Source organism: Arthrobacter humicola, from assembly GCF_039531445.1.
In the GTDB taxonomy this organism is placed as follows: Bacteria; Actinomycetota; Actinomycetes; order Actinomycetales; family Micrococcaceae; genus Arthrobacter; species Arthrobacter humicola.
In genome coordinates this window covers 173,084-191,054 of the sequence record NZ_BAAAQB010000012.1, presented here as the reverse complement: position 1 = coordinate 191,054, position 17,971 = coordinate 173,084, and the positions used below count along the sequence as shown (strand labels likewise).

General features: G+C 69.5%; 13 protein-coding genes. 7 read left to right on the top strand and 6 right to left on the bottom strand.

Features of this window, described 5'->3' with window-relative positions:
• The first annotated feature begins 52 nt into the window (after positions 1 to 52).
• Both ABD243_RS05295 and ABD243_RS05290 read left to right on the top strand, forming a co-directional pair.
• Positions 53 to 5,200, top strand: coding sequence for an Lhr family helicase (locus tag ABD243_RS05295; RefSeq protein ID WP_344362870.1), 5,148 nt, complete (start codon positions 53 to 55; stop codon positions 5,198 to 5,200).
• Positions 5,193 to 6,056 carry a DNA-formamidopyrimidine glycosylase family protein gene (locus ABD243_RS05290; protein ID WP_344362867.1) on the top strand — a complete coding sequence of 288 codons (864 nt, stop codon included), beginning with the start codon at positions 5,193 to 5,195 and terminating at the stop codon, positions 6,054 to 6,056. Before ABD243_RS05295 ends, ABD243_RS05290 begins: the two co-directional genes overlap by 8 nt.
• A gap of 222 nt (positions 6,057 to 6,278) precedes the next feature.
• Here ABD243_RS05290 and yczE read toward each other — a convergent pair whose 3' ends face one another.
• Entirely contained in the window at positions 6,279 to 6,911 is a 633-nt protein-coding gene (yczE, locus tag ABD243_RS05285) for a membrane protein YczE (RefSeq protein ID WP_344362864.1), read from the bottom strand.
• Positions 6,912 to 6,972: 61 nt separating this feature from the next.
• On the opposite strand from yczE, the gene ABD243_RS05280 reads away from it, so the two are divergent.
• Positions 6,973 to 8,574, top strand: coding sequence for an aminotransferase-like domain-containing protein (locus ABD243_RS05280; RefSeq protein WP_344362861.1), 1,602 nt, complete (start codon positions 6,973 to 6,975; stop codon positions 8,572 to 8,574).
• A gap of 283 nt (positions 8,575 to 8,857) precedes the next feature.
• Here ABD243_RS05280 and ABD243_RS05275 read toward each other — a convergent pair whose 3' ends face one another.
• Both ABD243_RS05275 and ABD243_RS05270 read right to left on the bottom strand, forming a co-directional pair.
• Positions 8,858 to 9,550, bottom strand: a complete 693-nt coding sequence (locus ABD243_RS05275; RefSeq protein WP_344362859.1) for an SRPBCC family protein — start codon at positions 9,548 to 9,550, stop codon at positions 8,858 to 8,860.
• Positions 9,543 to 10,229 (bottom strand): helix-turn-helix domain-containing protein, encoded by a 687-nt coding sequence (locus ABD243_RS05270; protein ID WP_344362856.1) that lies wholly within the window; start codon positions 10,227 to 10,229, stop codon positions 9,543 to 9,545. The genes ABD243_RS05275 and ABD243_RS05270 overlap by 8 nt, the downstream gene beginning before the upstream one ends.
• A gap of 255 nt (positions 10,230 to 10,484) precedes the next feature.
• On the opposite strand from ABD243_RS05270, the gene ABD243_RS05265 reads away from it, so the two are divergent.
• Both ABD243_RS05265 and ABD243_RS05260 read left to right on the top strand, forming a co-directional pair.
• Entirely contained in the window at positions 10,485 to 11,483 is a 999-nt protein-coding gene (locus ABD243_RS05265) for an RluA family pseudouridine synthase (protein ID WP_344363125.1), read from the top strand.
• A 28-nt stretch (positions 11,484 to 11,511) separates the two neighbouring features.
• The gene (locus tag ABD243_RS05260; protein ID WP_344362854.1) at positions 11,512 to 12,147 is read left to right on the top strand and encodes a DedA family protein; all 636 of its coding nucleotides are present in this window, start codon (positions 11,512 to 11,514) and stop codon (positions 12,145 to 12,147) included.
• A 13-nt stretch (positions 12,148 to 12,160) separates the two neighbouring features.
• Here the strand turns inward: ABD243_RS05260 and ABD243_RS05255 are convergent, their stop codons facing one another.
• From ABD243_RS05255 to ABD243_RS05245, 3 genes are all read right to left on the bottom strand, one after another.
• Positions 12,161 to 12,466, bottom strand: coding sequence for a hypothetical protein (locus ABD243_RS05255; protein ID WP_116767090.1), 306 nt, complete (start codon positions 12,464 to 12,466; stop codon positions 12,161 to 12,163).
• A gap of 65 nt (positions 12,467 to 12,531) precedes the next feature.
• Positions 12,532 to 15,345: a phosphoenolpyruvate carboxylase gene (gene ppc / locus ABD243_RS05250; protein ID WP_344362851.1), complete on the bottom strand. Its 2,814-nt coding sequence runs from the start codon at positions 15,343 to 15,345 to the stop codon at positions 12,532 to 12,534.
• Between the two features lie 141 nt (positions 15,346 to 15,486).
• Positions 15,487 to 16,167, bottom strand: a complete 681-nt coding sequence (locus tag ABD243_RS05245; protein WP_344362849.1) for an NADPH-dependent F420 reductase — start codon at positions 16,165 to 16,167, stop codon at positions 15,487 to 15,489.
• Between the two features lie 165 nt (positions 16,168 to 16,332).
• Between ABD243_RS05245 and ABD243_RS05240 the strand changes: the two genes are divergently transcribed.
• Together ABD243_RS05240 and ABD243_RS05235 are read left to right on the top strand one after the other, a co-directional pair.
• Complete coding sequence (locus ABD243_RS05240) at positions 16,333 to 17,349, top strand: aldo/keto reductase (protein ID WP_116767093.1); 1,017 nt, start codon at positions 16,333 to 16,335, stop codon at positions 17,347 to 17,349.
• Positions 17,346 to 17,939 carry a TetR/AcrR family transcriptional regulator gene (locus tag ABD243_RS05235; protein WP_344362844.1) on the top strand — a complete coding sequence of 198 codons (594 nt, stop codon included), beginning with the start codon at positions 17,346 to 17,348 and terminating at the stop codon, positions 17,937 to 17,939. Before ABD243_RS05240 ends, ABD243_RS05235 begins: the two co-directional genes overlap by 4 nt.
• Positions 17,940 to 17,971 lie beyond the last annotated feature (32 nt).

Below are 17,971 nucleotides of genomic sequence, written 5' to 3'. Positions count from 1 at the left end.
CCCAGGACGTTGCCCGGCCAATAGTGTCGGCCGGGTAGGGCATGATGGAGGAATGAAGGGGCAGGAGCTCGCCGGCGGCACACTTGCGGCCGACGCCATGGACCGGTTCAGCCGGCCGACCCGGGACTGGTTCCTGGGCGCCTTTTCCGGGCCCACCCCGGCCCAGAACGGCGCCTGGAATGCCATCTCCTCCGGCTCGCATGCCCTCGTTGTCGCTCCCACCGGCTCCGGCAAGACGCTCGCTGCGTTCCTCTGGGCGCTGGACCGGCTGATCGCCTCCGCCCCGGCCGAGCCCGAAGCCCTGCCCGGCCTGGACACGACGGCCAAGGGCGGCCGCCGGAAAACGGTCCCGCGGAAGACCCGCGTACTGTACATTTCCCCACTCAAGGCCCTCGGCGTCGACGTCGAACGCAACCTCCGCGCGCCGCTGATCGGCATCACGCAGACCGCCAAACGCCTGGACCTTCCCGCCCCGCTCATCACCGTGGGCGTCCGGTCCGGGGATACGACGGCGGCCGACCGCCGCTCGTTGCTCAGCCACCCGCCGGACATCCTCATCACCACCCCGGAATCCCTCTTCTTGATGCTGACGTCCAAGGCGAGGGAAACCCTCAGCGAGGTGGACACGATCATCATCGACGAGGTCCACGCCGTCGCCGGCACCAAGCGCGGAGCACATCTGGCGGTGTCGCTGGAACGGCTCGACGCGCTGCTGCCCAAGCCCGCCCAGCGGATCGGGCTGTCGGCCACCGTGGAACCCAAAGAGCTGGTGGCGCAGTTCCTCGCCGGGTCGGCACCGGTGGAAATTGTGGCTCCTCCGTCGCGGAAGAACTGGGACCTGACCGTTTCTGTCCCGGTTGAGGACATGTCCGATCTCCAGGGCGCCGCGGGGGCTTTCGATTCCGGTCCTGCCTCCGGTCTCCAGCCACAGGCGTCCATCTGGCCGCATGTGGAGGAAAAGATCGTGGACCTGGTGCTGGCCAACCAGTCCACCATCGTGTTCGCGAACTCCCGCCGCCTCGCCGAACGGCTTACCGCCCGGCTCAACGAGATCTACGCCGAACGCCAGCTCATGGCAGCTGGCGGCGGCTGGACCGAGTTTGGCGCAGACGCGCCGGACTTCGAAGCCGGACCGAATGCTGTGCCGATCGCCGTGCAGTCCGGCGGCGCCTCGGCGCTGCCCACCTCCACCGCCACGCCGGCGCAAATGATGGCCCAGGCCGGCAGCACCGCGGGCGCCGATCCCGTGCTGGCCCGCGCCCACCACGGCTCCGTGTCCAAGGATCAGCGGGCCCTGATCGAGGACGATCTCAAATCCGGGCGGCTGCGCTGCGTCGTGGCCACGTCCTCCCTGGAACTGGGCATCGACATGGGTGCTGTGGACCTCGTGGTGCAGGTCGAGTCGCCGCCCTCGGTGGCCAGCGGCCTGCAGCGGGTGGGCCGCGCCGGCCACCAGGTGGGCGAAATCTCCCAGGGCGTCCTGTTCCCCAAGCACCGGGCCGATCTCGTCCACACGGCCATCACCGTGGAACGGATGCTCGACGGCAAGATCGAGCGGCTCAGCGTGCCGGCCAATCCGCTGGACATCCTTGCGCAGCAGACGGTCGCCGCCGCCGCGCTGGGCGCCATCGACGTCGAGGAATGGTTCGCCACGGTCCGGCGGTCGGCGCCCTTCGCCTCGCTCCCCCGGTCCGCGTTCGAGGCCACCTTGGACCTGCTCGCCGGACGTTACCCCTCGGACGAATTCGCGGAGCTGCGGCCGCGGGTCATCTGGGACCGGAACGCCGGGACCATCGAGGGCCGTCCCGGGGCGCAGCGGCTCGCCGTCACCTCCGGCGGAACCATCCCGGACCGCGGGCTGTTCGGCGTCTACATCATCGGCACCGAGGTCGAGGGCACCGGCGGTCCCGCCGGCGGTGCCAGTGCGGACGGCAGGGCAGCCAGCCCTGCCACGGCGGCGGCCAAGGGCGGGCGCCGGGTGGGCGAACTCGACGAGGAAATGGTCTATGAATCGCGGGTGGGCGATATCTTCGCCCTTGGCGCCACCAGCTGGAAGATCGAGGACATCACGCACGACCGCGTCCTCGTCTCGCCGGCGTTCGGTCAGCCGGGCAAGCTGCCGTTCTGGAAGGGCGATTCGCTGGGCCGGCCCGTGGACCTGGGTCGCGCCCTCGGCGCGTTCATGCGCGAACTCTCAGCGTCCGACGTCGGACCAGCCACCGAGCGATGCAAGGCCAGCGGGCTGGACGACTACGCGGCGAACAACCTGATCCAGTACCTCGCCGAACAACGGCTCGCCACCGAGGTGGTCCCCAGCGATACCACCCTTGTGGTGGAACGCTTCCACGACGAGCTCGGGGACTGGCGCGTGGTGCTGCACAGCCCCTTCGGCCTGCCGGTGCATGCGCCGTGGGCCCTGGCCGTGGGCCAGCGCCTGCACCAGCGCTACGGGATGGACGGCTCGGCGATGGCCGCCGACGACGGCATCGTGCTGCGGGTGCCCATGATGGAAGACGAGCCGCCGGGTGCGGAGCTTTTCCTCTTCGATCCCGAGGAGCTGGAACAGATCGTGACGGCGGAGGTCGGCGGCAGTGCCCTCTTCGCCTCCCGCTTCCGCGAGTGCGCCGCCCGCGCCCTGCTCCTGCCGCGGCAGAACCCCGGCAAACGGCAGCCGCTGTGGCAGCAGCGGCAGCGCTCCGCGCAGTTGCTCGATGTGGCCCGGAAGTACCCGACATTCCCCATTGTCCTGGAGACGGTGCGCGAGTGCCTGCAGGATGTCTACGACCTTCCGGCGCTCAAGGACATCGCCGCCTCGGTGGAACGCCGCGAGCTCAGGATCGTCCAGACCACCACCCAACAGCCCTCACCGTTCGCGAAGTCCTTGCTCTTCGGTTACGTGGCCCAGTTCCTCTACGAAGGGGATTCACCACTGGCGGAGCGCCGCGCCGCGGCCCTGGCGCTCGATTCCACCTTGCTCAATGAGCTCCTGGGCCGGGTGGAGCTGCGCGAACTCCTCGACGCGAAGGTCATCGACGCCACGGAACGTGAGCTGCAGCGGCTCGCTCCGGACCGCCGGGCGCGCGGGCTGGAGGGCGTCGCGGACCTCCTGCGCCTCCTGGGCCCGCTCACTCCGGACGAGGTTGCCGCCCGCCTGGAATCGGTGGCGGCACCAACCGCGGGCATTGAACCCGCCGGAACCCTGGCACTGGCGAGCGCCGAGGTTGCCCCGGCGCGGGAGCCTGCTCCAGCGTCTGCCGAGACTCCTGTGGCGGGCGACGCCGTCACCGGGGTCCACGTCGCCGCGGCCCACCTGACCGCGCTGCAGCGGGCCAACCGGGCGATCAAGGTCAACATCGCCGGCGTCGAACGCTTTGCGGCGGTCGAAGACGCCGCCCGGCTCCGCGATGCCCTCGGCGTGCCGCTGCCCATGGGCGTGCCGCTGGCGTTCATCGAGCCGGTCGCTGACCCGCTCGGCGACCTCGTCTCGCGCTACGCCCGCACGCACGGGCCCTTCACAGCCGCCGAGGCCGCGGCCCGGCTGGGACTCGGCGTCGCCGTCGTCGGCACCGCGCTGAAGCGGCTCGCCGCGGACGGCCGCGTGGTGGAAGGCGAGTTCCGCCCGCACGCACCGGCGCCCGCAGTCACGGCGGACACTACGGCAGCCAGCACCGCGGACTCCAAGGAATCCGAGGAATCCGAGGACGCGGCGGCCACGGCCCCGAGTGCCGTTGCGCCTGTCGTTCCGCCTTTGGCGGGAGTGAGCGAGTGGTGCGACGCGGAGGTCCTCCGCAAGCTGCGCCGCCGTTCGCTCGCCGCGCTCCGGGCCGAAGTGGAGCCCGTGGACGCCACGGCGTACGGCCGGTTCCTTCCCGCCTGGCAAAACGTGCGAACACCCGGCGGCCGCGGGCAGTCCGCGCTGCGCGGCCTCGACGGCATCATCACGGCCGTCGACCAGCTCTCCGGCGTGCCCATTCCGGCCTCCGCCTGGGAGCCGCTGGTGCTGGCCAGCCGCGTCTCCAATTACCAGCCCGCCATGCTGGACGAACTCATGGCCGCCGGCGAAGTCCTCTGGTCCGGGGCCGGCTCGCTGCCCGGCAACGACGGCTGGATCAGCCTCCACCTCGCCGATTCGGCCGAACTGACGCTGAATCCCGCCGTCGATTTCGAACCCGGCGATGCTCAACGGCGGCTCCTCGAACACCTGCAGACCAACGGCGGCGGCTATTTCTTCCGTCAGCTGACCGACGTTGCCGGCGGCATGGACACCGTGCTGAGCGACCAGGACGTGGTGGCCGCGCTGTGGGATCTCGCCTGGGCGGGCCGGATCACAGGCGACACCTTTGCCCCCGTCCGGGCCCTCATCGCCGGCGGGCACACCGCGCACCGGCAGGTGGGGCGCGCCCCGCGGGCCCGCGCGCCGCGGCTCAGCCGGCCCGGGCGTGCGCACGGCACCGGCCTGCTTGGATCGCCGGGACTCACCGGCGGCAGGTACGGCTCGGTGACCGGCACCGCGCCCGCGCCCCCGCTCGCCGCCGGACGCTGGTCCGCCCTGCCATCCCCGGAACTCGATGCCACCATCCACGCCCGGGCCACCGCGGAACTCCTTCTGGACCGCTACGGCGTGGTCACCCGCGGCTCCGTCATGGCAGAAAACATCCTCGGCGGCTTTGGCCTCATGTACAAGGTGCTGGCACGGCTCGAGGAGGCCGGCCGGTGCCGCCGCGGCTACTTCATCGAGCACCTCGGCGCCGCGCAGTTCGCCGTACCGGCCACGGTGGACCGGCTGCGGTCCTACGTCGAGGACGCCCAGCTGCACAAGGCCGAACCGGTGGCGCTCGCCCTCGCCGCCACCGACCCCGCCAACCCCTACGGCGCCGCGCTCCCGTGGCCTGCGCTCAACGTCGACGCCGGCACAGGCCACCGCCCCGGCCGGAAAGCCGGAGCCCTTGTGGTTCTGGTCGACGGCGCCCTGGCCCTCTACGTCGAACGCGGCGGCAAGACCCTGCTCGCCTTCAGCGACGACGCCGAGGTCCTGGCCGCGGCGGGCACGGCCCTGGTGGGAGTGGTGACCCGCGGCGCAGTGGACAAGTTGATCATGGAGAAAGTCAACGGCCACGGCATCCTCGACACCCCGGTGGCCGCCGCCCTCGCCCAGGCCGGGGCCTACTCCACCCCGAAGGGACTGAGGATCCGTGCCTGAGGGCGATTCCGTCTTCCGCGCCGCGGCGCAGCTGCATGCCGCTCTGGCCGGCAAGGAACTGGTTTCGTCCGACTTCCGCGTCCCGCGCTTCGCCACCCTGAAGCTCGGCGGCTGGACTGTGGACGAGGTGGTGCCCCGCGGCAAGCACCTGCTGATGCGGGTGCAGGGGCCGACGCCGAAGGACCGGCTCACCATCCACTCGCACCTGAAGATGGAGGGCAGCTGGCAGGTCTACCCCTCCGGAGGGCGCTGGCGGAAGCCCGGCTTCACGGCCCGGTGCGTGCTGCGCACCGCCACAGCCGACGCCGTGGGGTTCTCCCTCGGCATTCTTGAGGTGGTCCGCACCGACCAGGAAGACTCGATCGTGGGGCACCTGGGCCCGGATCTGCTGGGCCCGGACTGGGACGCGGCCGAGGCCGAACGCCGGCTGCGCGCGGCCCCCGATGTCCCCATCGGGGTCGCCCTGCTGGACCAGAGCAAGCTGGCAGGGATCGGGAACATCTACCGGTGCGAGGCCTGCTTCCTCTCGGGCGTCCATCCGGCGGCGCCCGTGTCCGCGGTACCGGATCTCGCCGCCATGATCACGGAGGCCCAGGGACTGCTGGCGGCCAATCTCGGCCCGGGCCGCCGGACCACCGTGCTGAATGCGCGGGGCATTCCGGGGGGCCGCACGGCCGGACGCCCCGGCTACTGGGTTTACCGGCGCGAGCACCAGCCGTGCCTCAAATGCGGCTCCCCGATCCGCCGCGGAGTCCTTGGCAAGGAGACCGGCACCGGCACGCTCACAGAGGAACGGGACATCTACTATTGCCCCACGTGCCAGCCGCTGCCGGCCCCCGCAACGGGACCGGCGTAGCCCCCGGGCGTAGGGACCCCTGCGTAGCGACCCCTGCGCCGCGTGATCGGACTCGTGACGCGGAATAGCGTCTGCGCGGCGCTCTTTACCTGAGGACACCTGGATTCCCGCGTCGAGGGGAAATCTGTGCGTCGGCAGGGATTTCCCCCGTCGTCAAGATGCGGGTACCGGATGGACCGCTCAGGATTCGGAGGTCAGGAAGCCGCGGTCAAGAAGTCGCGCTCAAGAAGCCGCGACGGCGGTGTCGGCCGCCGCCACCGGGATCTCGGGCCGCTTCACTTCCGGCACGGTGAACCGCGGCAGCAACAACTGCACCAGCGGGCCGATCGCCAGCGCGTACAGCACCGTGCCCACACCAACAGAACCGCCCAGCAGCCAGCCGGCCCCGAGGACCACCACTTCGATCCCGGTGCGGGAGGCCCGCACCGACCAGCCCGTGCGCCGGGCGAGTCCCGTCATGAGTCCGTCCCGGGCCCCGGGTCCGAGGCGGGCGCCGATGTAGCAGGCAGAGGCGATGCCGTTGAGCACGATGGCCCCCGCGAGCATTCCGATCTGGCCGCCAAGGTGCGAGAACTTCGGGATGAGGGCCAGTCCGACGTCCGCGAACACACCCACCAGCACGGCGTTGCACAGAGTGCCGACGCCGGGCCACTGCCGGAGCGGAATCCAAAAGAGCAGGACGAGGAAGCTGACGATCACCACCACCGTGCCGATGCTCAGCCCGGTCTTAACAGCGAGTCCCTGGTGGAAGACGTCCCAGGGATCCAGTCCCAGGCCGGCCCGGATGAACATTGCGAGCGAAACGCCGTACATGGCGAGGCCGATCAGGAGCTGGAGGAGTCTGCGGGTCAACATGGACTCCATCCTCCACGAAAACTGGCCTTGTAATCCATAGCCAGTTTGGAATACTGGCTACATGCCGATTTCTCTGACGCCCGGATCACTGGCCCGCCAGCTGGGCGAGTGGAACGTTGGTGCTGCACCCGCCTACCGCGAGCTGGCCGACGTCGTCCGCCTGCTCATCCTCGACGGGCGCATTGCCCTGGATGTCGCCCTGCCGAGCGAGCGCTCCCTGGCCGTAAGCCTTGGAATCAGCCGCACGACGGTAACTTCGGCGTACGCTCTGCTGCGCGAGCAGGGCTTCCTCAGCAGCGGTCAGGGCAGCCGGAGCCGCAGCTGCATCCCGAGCCAGGGGCCCGCGCATGCCGGCGGCCCTGATGGCGCCCTGCGGCTCAGCGGCGCTCCGGGTCTGGCGGTGCCGGACGGAATCCTGGACCTGGCCTACGCGTCCCTGCCCGCCAGCGGCGAAGTGGTGCACCGGGCCTTTGCCGCGGCGCTGACGGAGCTGCCGGCACTGCTGCCGGGCTTCGGCTACGACGCCCTGGGCGTGGGCCCGCTCCGCGAAGCTATCGCAGCGCGGTACACCGCCGCGGGTGTTCCGACCAAGGCCGGGCAGATCCTGGTCACCTCGGGCGCACAGCATGCCCTGAACATTGTGCTCCGCACCCTGGCCGGCCGCTCGGGCACCAAGGTGCTCGTGGAACATCCGAGCTACCCGAACGCCCTCGACGCCATCCGGGCCGCGGGCTGCCGCCCGGTTCCCGTGGCCATGCCCGCCCCAGGGCCGACGGGCACGGGCCGCACCGGCACAGGCCACACCGGCACGGCGGGCAACGGCGCTAGCCACCAAGGAATTGGCCACCACGGCGTTCCTCACCACGGTGCAGGCGGCTGGGACTTCGAGGCCATGGAATCAGCGCTACTGCAGCAGCGGCCCGCGATGGCCTATGTGGTGCCGGACTTCCACAACCCCACGGGCCGGCTGATGCCCGACGCCCAGCGGCGCCGCCTCGTGAAGGCCGCAGCGGCATCGGGCACCGTGCTGGTGGTGGACGAGACCTTGCGGGAGCTGAACCTCGACGGCGCCGACTCCGCTCCCATGGCCGCGTTCAGCCCGGCGGTGGTCTCCCTCGGCTCCCTCAGCAAGTCGCACTGGGCGGGGCTGCGGACCGGCTGGATCCGGGCCAGCGAACCCCTCATCCAGCGCTTCGCCGCCGCCCGCACCACCCTGGACCTCGGCGGCCCCGTGGTGGAACAGCTTGCCGCGGCGCATCTGGTCAACGCCATCGCCGAGCCGCTCCCGGCCCGGCTCGCCGCGCTGCGCGAGAACCGGGACACCCTGCTGGAACTGGTGCGCGAGCACCTGCCGGGCTGGGAGCCGGAACGGCCCGACGGCGGACTGTCCCTCTGGTGCCGTCTCCCGGCGCCGATCAGCACCGCCCTCGCGGTGGTGGCTCCCGACGTCGGAATCCGGCTCGCCGCCGGACCCCGTTTCGGCGTCGGCGGCGCGTTCGAGCAATACCTGCGGCTGCCGTTCACCCTGCCCCCGGACCAACTGAAGACGGCGGTCCTGGCCTTACGGGCCGCGCAGGACCGGCTCGAGGCATCGCCGCAACTGCGAAGAGAGCTCGCCGGCCGCCGGGACCTGACGGGACCGCCAGCTGTCGCCATCGCCTGAGCGCAGCCGTGGCGGGGAACGACACCCGGCGACACCACACTATCCTGCGCTGCGCAAACGACCCCGCGCGGCCCACCTTTTCCTACGCTGCGCAAACGACCCTGCGACGCCCACACTTTCCTGCGCCGCGCAAACGAACCGGCGCGGCCTACGCTTTCCTACGCCGCGCAAATGCCTTGTCGACGCCCGAATCCGGGTGTCGACAAGGCATTTGCGCGTCGCCGGCCGGGATGCGCGTCACCAGGTGGAATGCGCCTCGCCACGCGGGATGCGTGTCGCGGCCCTACGCGTACACCTTCGCCAGGAACCCGGCCCAGGCCTTCTCCGTCGCCGCGGAGTCCCCGGCGCCGCTGAAGTCGTGCACGGTCATGCCCACCGGTGCCCCGAAGGCGTTGCGCCCGAAGAAGCGGTACATCGTATCCGCGGTCCGCAGCCCAAGGAAGTTCTCGTTGGCGAAGTCCACTTCGCCGGTGAGCGGGCCGACGCCGTCGAGCTCCAGCCGGACCGTGTCCCCCTGGGCCGCAGCGCCAACGCCAAGGACCTTCTTGAGCCGGTCGAAGCCGTCCGGGGTCTGCGATGCGTCCGGCGCCTGGATGTCAGTGAAGACCACGGGCTTGCCGTCGAAGTACTTCAGGTACTGACCCAAAGTGTGCAGATAAAACGCGGTGTGCTTGCTGGCGCCGTCGTACTGCTCATCCCAGTTGTCCGCGAAAATGCCACTGTGCACGTAGTGCAGCCGGGCGCGGCCGCCGTCGAGCGGTTCCAGGACGTGCTCGAGCTGGTTGAACCAGCCATCCGGACCGTCCATCCGGGACACGAGGTGTGCCGGGTACTCATCCACGGTCCGGACCGCCGGCCACTGGTCCGTGGGGAACATCCAGGCCGGGGTGTCCTTGGTGACGGCCTCCCACACCCGCTCCGGGGTGCCGGGGAGTTCGGTGTCGTAGACGATCTCAAATTCACGCTTGTCAGTCATTGTCCTGCTCCTTAGCTTGCGGGTCTGTAGTTTGTCCGTCTGTGGCGTGTGAATCGGCGGGCGCCGGTTTGGCTGCCGGCGCTTTGAGGGCCGGGTGGAGCGCGACGACGAGCCGGTGCCTGCGTCCCGCCGCCGGGGAACCCGCTGCGGGTCCCCTTCCGGCGTCGTGGTATTTGTCCACGAGTCGGGTCACGGCGACGCCGAGCTCCTCGGCAAAGGCCGCCCGGTCGGCCGCCGAGCGGAAAGTGATCTCGCCGTCGATCGCGAAGGTGGCAAGTTTCTGTTTGGCCGCGGCCGCACCGGCGATCAGCTGGCCCATCTCCTGGACCATGCGTGCGGCAAGCGCCAGCAGCCAGAAGGCCGAGAAGCGGTCCGAGAACCGGTGCGGGTCCGGCGCCACGGAAGCCAGCGCCGCCGGCGAAATCAGGTACGACGCCGCCGTCGCCTGCAGGATGCGTTCGGTGACGTTGCCTCGCCGCCGCTCCTCGACGAGCTCGACGAGCCCGTGCCGTTCGAGGGCTTTGAGGTGGTAGTTCACCTTCTGCCGAGGCAGGCCCACCTTCGCGGCGAGCTGCGTTGCCGAGCCGGGCTCGGCCAGCTCGCGCAGGATCCGGGTCCGGATCGGGTCCAGGGAGGCCTCCGCAGCGGCCGGATCCTCGATCACTTCGATATCCAACATGCTTCAAGTCTGCTCGCCGACAATTTTATTTGTCAAGAACTTTTTTCTGGTCGGCGGGTACCGGCGGACCGCAGGCCCGGTTTCGCGAGTTCGCCGGAGACGTACCAGTTCGCCGTAAGCTTCCGGCGAATTCGCACCCGTCCGGCGAACTGGGCGCAGAGGCGGGGCAGGCGCAGAGGCGGGGCAGGGGGCGCGGGGTGGGCGGGCCGCGCGCGGGACGGTGGGCAAGAGGCGCACACGTAGAATAGACCCGTGATGCAATCCCCCCTCCCCGTGCGCGACGGCGTCAATGCAACGCGCCTGCGCCTGCCGGCCGAGGGGCCCTGGGAGACGGCGCTGGATTACATGATGCACCGCTGGGGGCACATCGATCCGCAGGGTATCGAGGACCGGTTCGACGCCGGCGAGATCGTTGGCGAGGCCGGGGTGGCCTTGGACCGCGCCACGCCGCTGCAGGACCACACCTTCATCTGGTACTACCGCACCCTGCCGCCGGAGACGCGGATCCCCGTGGAGCTGACCATCCTGCACCAGGACGATCACCTGCTGGTCGTGGACAAGCCGCACTTCCTGCCCACCACCCCCGGCGGGACGTACATCCAGGAGTCAGCCCTGGTCCGGCTCCGGAACCAGCTCGGCCTGCCGGACCTCATCCCGATGCACCGCCTGGACCGTATGACGGCCGGCATCCTGCTGCTCTCCACGAACCCCGAGACCCGGGGCAAGTACCAAGTGTTGTTCGAAAAGCGCCAAGTCCAGAAGGAATACGAGTGCGTGTCCGCCGCCGAACCGGCCCCGGGCCACCCCGCGGTCGACTTCCCCGTGGTGGTGCGCAACCGGATGACCAAGTCCCGCAGCTACCTGCTCGCCGAGGTCATTGACGGCGAACCCAACGCGGAAACCCGGATCGAGCGGCTGCGGACATTTGACGCCACCGGCGCAACGGACGCCAACGCGCATGTTTCACGCGAGACCGACGGCGGCCCACTAGGCAGTAACGACGGCGGCCCCGGACGCCGGGCGCTGTACCGGCTGGAGCCGCACTCGGGGAAAACCCATCAGCTCCGCGTGCACATGGCCTCCCTCGGGCTGGGGATCGTCAACGATGCGTTCTACCCGGAACTGCTGGACAAAGCCCCGGACGATTACACCAAGCCGCTACAGCTCCTGGCCCGCGGAATCCGTTTCATCGACCCCATCTCGGGGATCCCGGTGGAATACCGCAGCGGCCTGAACCTGAGCGAAGCCCGATAGCAGGCTGGAAGTGCGGTACCTTGTGCCCATGGACTTCGGAAATGCGGACAGCTGGGGCGCCGCGATCTATTTCTGGATCTTCCCCTTCGTGATCGGCGATGCCATCTTTCCGCCCATCCCCTCAGAAATGCTCGTCATCACCGGCGGCGCGCTCTCCGCGGAGGGCCACGTCAACGGCTTCCTCGTAGTGCTCCTCGCCGCCGTGTCCTCCTGGCTGGGGGATCTGCTGGTGTTCCAACTGTTCAAGCGGCGGCTCAGCCACGTGCTTGACCGCTGGAAATGGGGCCTGCAGTTCCACGCGGCTGTGCACTCGGCGATTGCGAAGGCAGGCCGGTCCTCCACGTATGGCGCGATCATCGGCCTCCGTTTCATCCCCGGCGGACGGCTCGCCACGACGGCTGCGGCAGGCATCGCGAACGTTTCGACGCGCGGGTTCAGCCTCTGCGCGGCCCTCGGCGGCCTGCTCTGGGCCAGCTGGTCCGTGGCGCTGGGCTATTTCACAGGTTCGGCCACCCGGCTCCCCTTCTGGGCAAGCTCCCTGATCGGTGTGGGCGTCGGGCTGCTGATCGGCGCGATCGTGGGCGTGATCGTGACGCGGCGGCGGGGCAGCCGGTCCCCCGTCGCGCCCGCCCCCGGCGACCCGGACGAGGAACTCGACTTCTAGACGCCCGAACTTTCTAGACTGGCGCCCAGCGGCCTCGGCTGCGCCGCAGCACCGTCAGCGCACCGGTAAGCGCAACGCGTTCGACGGCGTCGCGCATCATGGCGGCCGATTCGAGCGCCTGGCTGTTCTCGGTGCTGTACGCGGTGGCGTCGACCAGGAAGCGCAGATTCAGCTGCGGCACGCCGCCGGCGAGGTCAAGCTGGTGGGATTCGACGTGGTGCCGCGTCCCGAGCGCCTCGACAGCCGCGGCCATGACCGCTTCCGGGTGGTTGCCCGGCTTGAGTCCGGTGATCTTCAGTCTGGTCTGGAACGACGGCATGAAACAACCCTATCGGCCCTCCGATCCTCCCGCAGATCCTGAGGGAGGATCGAAACGGGGGCCGGTTAGCCCGTGTTGCGTAGCCCGGCGGCGACGCCGTTGACGGTGATCAGCATGGCGCGCTGGAGTCGCTCGTCGATCTCGGCGCCGGAGATGCTCGCCCCGGCCTCGGCCCGGACGCGGCGCAGGAGTTCCACCTGCAGGTAGCTGATCGGATCGAGGTACTGGTCCCGGATCTCCAGTGAGCGCTTGAGGGTGGGCTGGGCGTCGAGGATCACGTGCTCGCCGGTGAGGTTCTGAATTTCCGCCACGGTCAGCTCATACTCTGCCCGGATGGTGTGGAACAGGTGGTGCAGTTCCTCCGGCACCAGGGTGGAGACGTAGTAGCCGGCAATGTCCATGTCCGTCTTGGCAAGGGTCATCTCAACATTGGAAAGCACGGAGCGGAAGAAGTGCCAGCCCTCGATCATCTCCTTGAGCTGGGCCGAGTTTCCGGCCTCCCGCGCGGCTTTGAGGCCGGAGCCGACGCCGAACCAGCCCGGCACGATCTGCCGTGACTGCGTCCAGCCGAAGACCCACGGAATGGCCCGCAGGCCCTCAAGGCCGGCGCCGGAATCGGGCCGCTTGGACGGGCGGGATCCGATGTTCAGCGACCCCAGCTGCTCCACCGGGGTGGAGGCCATGAAGTACGCGGGCAGGTCGGGGTCGTCAATCAGCGTGCGGTAGCGGGCAAACGCGGCGTCGGAGACGGTTTCCATGACGTGGCCGTAGCGCACGCGCTGGTCCTCGGAGGTCCGCGGCGCACGGTGCAGCGCCGAGCCCTGCATCACCGCGGCGAGGGAGAGTTCCAGGTTTTCGCGGGCCAGTTCCGGCAGGGAGTACTTGTCCGAGATGACCTCGCCCTGCTCGGTGAACTTGATCTCCCCTTCGAGCACGCCGTTGGGCTGGGCCATGATGGCGTCGTAGGTCGGTCCGCCGCCGCGGCCCACGGAGCCGCCGCGGCCGTGGAAGAGGCGCACCCGGACGCCGTGCTTCGCCGCCACGTCCCGGAGCTTGCGCTGGGTCTTGTAGATTTCCCACTGGCTCGTCATGACGCCGGATTCCTTGTTTGAGTCCGAATAGCCGAGCATGATTTCCTGCACATCGCCGCGCAGCCGGACCAGCTCGCGGTAGGACGAATCCGAGAGCAGCCGGTCCACGATCTCGGCCGAGGCGCGCAGCTCCTCCACGGTCTCCAGCAGCGGGGCGAAGCCGATCTTGGCGTACGGCGCCTCGCCGAAGAGGCTGACCAGGCCGGCCTCGCGGGCCAGAACGGCCGCGGCCAGGACGTCGTCCGCGCCGCGGGTCATGGAGATGATGTAGGTCTCGATCACGTCGGGGCCGTAGGTGCGCAGGGCGCGCCGGATCTCCCGGAAGACGTCGTACGTGCCGTCGGCGACGCCGTCGAGCTTGATCGGGTGGCCCGAGAGCGGGCGCCGGGACGCGAGTTCGGAGCCCAGGACCTCAAGCCGCTCGGCGCGGCTGAGCTCCGCGTACCGGACGCCCGGGCCGCCGAGGCGGTCCATCAGCTGCCCGACGGCGTCATGGTGGTGGTCGGCGTGTTCGCGGATGTCGAGGGTGGCCAGGTGCAGGCCGAAGGAGGCGATGGCGCGGCGGACCCGGGACAGGGCGCCGTCGGCGGCAAGCGCGGCGTGGTGGTTCCGCAGCGAGCGTTCCAGCAGGCCGAGTTCGGCGAGGAGCTCGGCGGTGGCGACGTAGTCGCGGCCGGGCTCGTGCGCGGATCCGGCGGCGACCCGACGGCCGGTGTTGATGAGCTTGGCTTTGATGCAGGTCAGCTTCAGCCGGTACGGCTCCTGCGCGTTGAGCTCGAGGACACGGCGGTCCAGGCCGGGCAGGTTCTTGAGGTCGACGTCGATCGAGTCCAGGAGTTCCTGGTCCGCCCCGGCCAGCGCGGTCGAGTTGGACAGGATGGAGATCAGCCCGTCGATCAGGCCGATGCTGATCCGCACGGCGTGCTGGTTCTGGATCTGGAGGATCTCGCGGGTGACCGCGGCGGTGACGTTGGGGTTGCCGTCGCGGTCGCCGCCGATCCAGGAGCCGAAGCGGATCGGCGCCTTCTGCGTCGGCAGCGTGACGCCGTGCTCGGCGAGCAGCTCGGACAGGTCCGAGAGCATTTCCGGCATGGCGTCGCTGAGGATGCCGGTGAGGTAGTAGATGGCGTTCCGGGCTTCATCGACGGGGGTCGGCCGGACCTGGCGGAGTTCGTCGGTCTGCCACATCTGGTCGATCACTTCGGACAGGTGACGGTCCTGGCGTCGGCGCGCGGACGTGCCCTCCGCCGTCGATTCGGCAAGGATGTCCGAGAGCCGGCGGATCTTGTCCAGCACCGAGCGGCGGGAGGCCTCGGTGGGGTGCGCTGTGAAGATGGGGCGGACGTCGAGTTCGTTGACGACTTCCTGCAGCACGGAACTGCCGGCCTGGTCCGCGATCTCAACGACGGCTTTGGCGAGCCAGCCGTCCTTTTCCTGCCGGCTGCGCAGCCCGCGGACCCGGTGGACCTGCTCGGCGGCGTTCGCCAGGTGGAAGTAGAACGCGAAGGCGCGGACCAGGTCGGTGGCCTGCTCGAGCGGCAGGGAGCCGAGCAGTTCGCGGACCTGGGCGACGACGTCGTACGAGCTCCACGGCCCGGTGGCGTCGGCCCCGCCCCTGGCGGCCTCCTTGGATTCCTTGGTCAGCAGGCGCACCTGCTCGACGAGGTCCAGGAGTTCCGGCCCGTGCTGGCGGACCAGGGATTCGCCGAGAAGGGTGGAAACGCGGCGGACGTCGGCCCGGAGTTCGGCCGCAAGATCGGTGTCGGAATGCATTGCAGTGTCAGCCATGGAAACTATCTTTCGAGGGTTCGACGTGGCTCGTACACTGCGCTGGATACTGTGAGCCGGATTACTTCTTCCCATGGGATGTTACCCGGAGGCACTCCCGTCCGGAATTCCGTCTCAGATAGTGTCAGTCCCCTCCGGGACCTACCGCGCGATCTTGAAGTTGAACTCGCCCGTGCCCAGCGCGCCCCAGATCCGCAACCAGATCGGCAGGATCATTTCCGCCCCGCGGGCACTGGTGATGTCGCCGAGGTCGATCACGTCGCGGTGGCCGAAACTCTTGAGGATCCCGGTCACTGCCGCCTTGGCATCGGCGTCGTTGCCGGAGACGAACACCGAGTGCTCGCCGCCGGCCACCCGCGACGGATCCACCATCACCGAGGCCGTCATGGTGTTCAGCGTCTTGACCACCTTGGCCTCGGGGAAGGTCCGCTGGATCTGCTCGCCCAGGCTGTCCGTGTTCACCGGGTTCAAGGACGGCGGCATGCCCTGCGAAAAGTCCAGCGGGTTGGCGATGTCCATGATGACCTTGCCGGCGAGGTTCCCGGAGCCCGCAGCGGTCAGGGCTGCCAGGGAACCGCCTCCGTTCGTGGCGTTGACGACCAGTTCGGCCCCGGCCGCGGCGTCGGCAAACGCGGCGACGCCGACTCCGGAGTTCGCGGCGTGCCATTGGGCGAACGGCGGTGTGCCCATCATGTCCGGCTCGGTCCGGGCAAGTGTCGCCTGCGGGTCGCGGGTGCCGATCACGACGTCGTGCCCCAGGCCTGCGAGTGCGCCGGCAATCGTGCGCCCCACCATGCCGGTTCCCAGTACTGCAATCTTCATGGCATCCTCATTCTGAATCAGTGGAGTAGACAGGTTCGTCTACGTGTGGGCAAGACGCTATCAGACAGACCTGTCTACGGCAATAAAAAAGGGCACCTTGGGCGCTGGGAATCGATCGACTGACAAATATTGAAATATGTCAGCTGTCCGCGGTAGTCTCTCTCCATGACTACTTCTCCCCTCGGCCCCACCCGCACCCTGGGCTCCAGGGGCCCCGCCACGGCTCCCATCGGCCTCGGACTGATGGGCATGTCCGATCTTTATGGACCGGCAGACGACGCTGAGAGCGTCGCCACGATCCATGCCGCCCTCGACGCCGGCGTGACGCTGCTGGACACCGGGGACTTCTACGGCATGGGACACAACGAAATGCTGCTGCGTGATGCGCTCCGCGGCCGCCGGCGCGAGGACGCCCTGATTAGCGTGAAATTCGGCGCGCTGCGAGACGCCCGGGGCGGATGGAACGGCGTGGACACCCGCCCCGCCGCGATCAAGAACTTCCTGGCCTACAGCCTGCGGCGATTGGGTACAGACTACGTTGACATTTACCGGCCCACCCGCCTCGATCCGACCGTCCCGGTGGAAGAGACCATGGGGGCCCTGGCCGGACTCGTGAAGCAGGGCCTCATCCGCCATATCGGCCTGTCCGAAGTGGGCGCCGAAACCCTGCGCCGCGCCAACGCCGTCCACCCGGTCTCCGATCTCCAGATCGAATACTCCCTGATTTCCCGCGGCATCGAACAGGACATCCTGCCGACGGCCCGCGAACTCGGTATCGGCATCACCGCCTACGGCGTACTGTCCCGCGGCTTGGTATCGGGTCACTGGCCCGCGGCCGGCACCGGAAACCGGCGCGATTTCCGGGCCCACCTCCCCCGATTCTCCGGCGAGAACCTGCAGCGAAATCTCGAACTCGTCGAACGGCTGCGCGGCATCGCGGACCGCAAGGGCGCGACCGTCGCCCAGCTCGCCATTGCTTGGGTCCTGTCCCGCGGCGAGGACATCGTCCCCCTCGTCGGCGCCCGCCGTCGCGATCGGCTCACCGAATCGCTGGGAGCGGCCGACCTGGTCCTCTCCGGCGAAGACCTGGCAGCGATCGAGGCCGCCGTCCCGGCCGGCGCCGCCGCGGGCACCCGCTACGACGCCGGCCAGATGGCCTGGCTCGACAGCGAACGCCGGTGACGCCTGCCGTCGCCGTCCTGACGGAGGAGCGCATCCTCGACGCCGCCGAAGATGTGCTGCGGCGCTTCGGGCCGACCAAGGCCACAGTGGTGGACGTTGCGAAGGCCCTCGGCGTCAGCCACGGCAGCGTGTACCGGCACTTCCCCACGAAGGTGGCGCTGCGGGACGCGGTGGCCCGGCGCTGGCTGGACCGTCTCGTGGAGCCGCTGGATCCTGCCCGGGATACGAACGGCCCGGCCGCGGAACGCCTGCTCCGCTGGCTGGAACGCCTCGCGGCCATCAAACAGGGCTTGGCACTGAATGATCCCGAACTGTTTGCCACCTTCAGCCAGCTGACCGCGGAGGCACGGGAAGTGGTGGCGGCCCACGTTGACCATCTGGCCGCCATGATCACTGAGATCATTGCCGACGGCGTCAGAAGCGGCGAGTTTGTGGTGACGGATCCGGTCACGGCCGGCCGTGCCGTCCTGCACGCGACCGCACGGTTCCACCACCCGCTGCACGCGGCGGAATGGGCGGATCCGGCCGTCGGCTCGGAGCTGCACGAGGTCTGGCAGCTGCTCGTGCAGGGCCTGGCCGCACGCCCATAGGCTGGCGACAACACGGGGCAGGCTGGACGCTA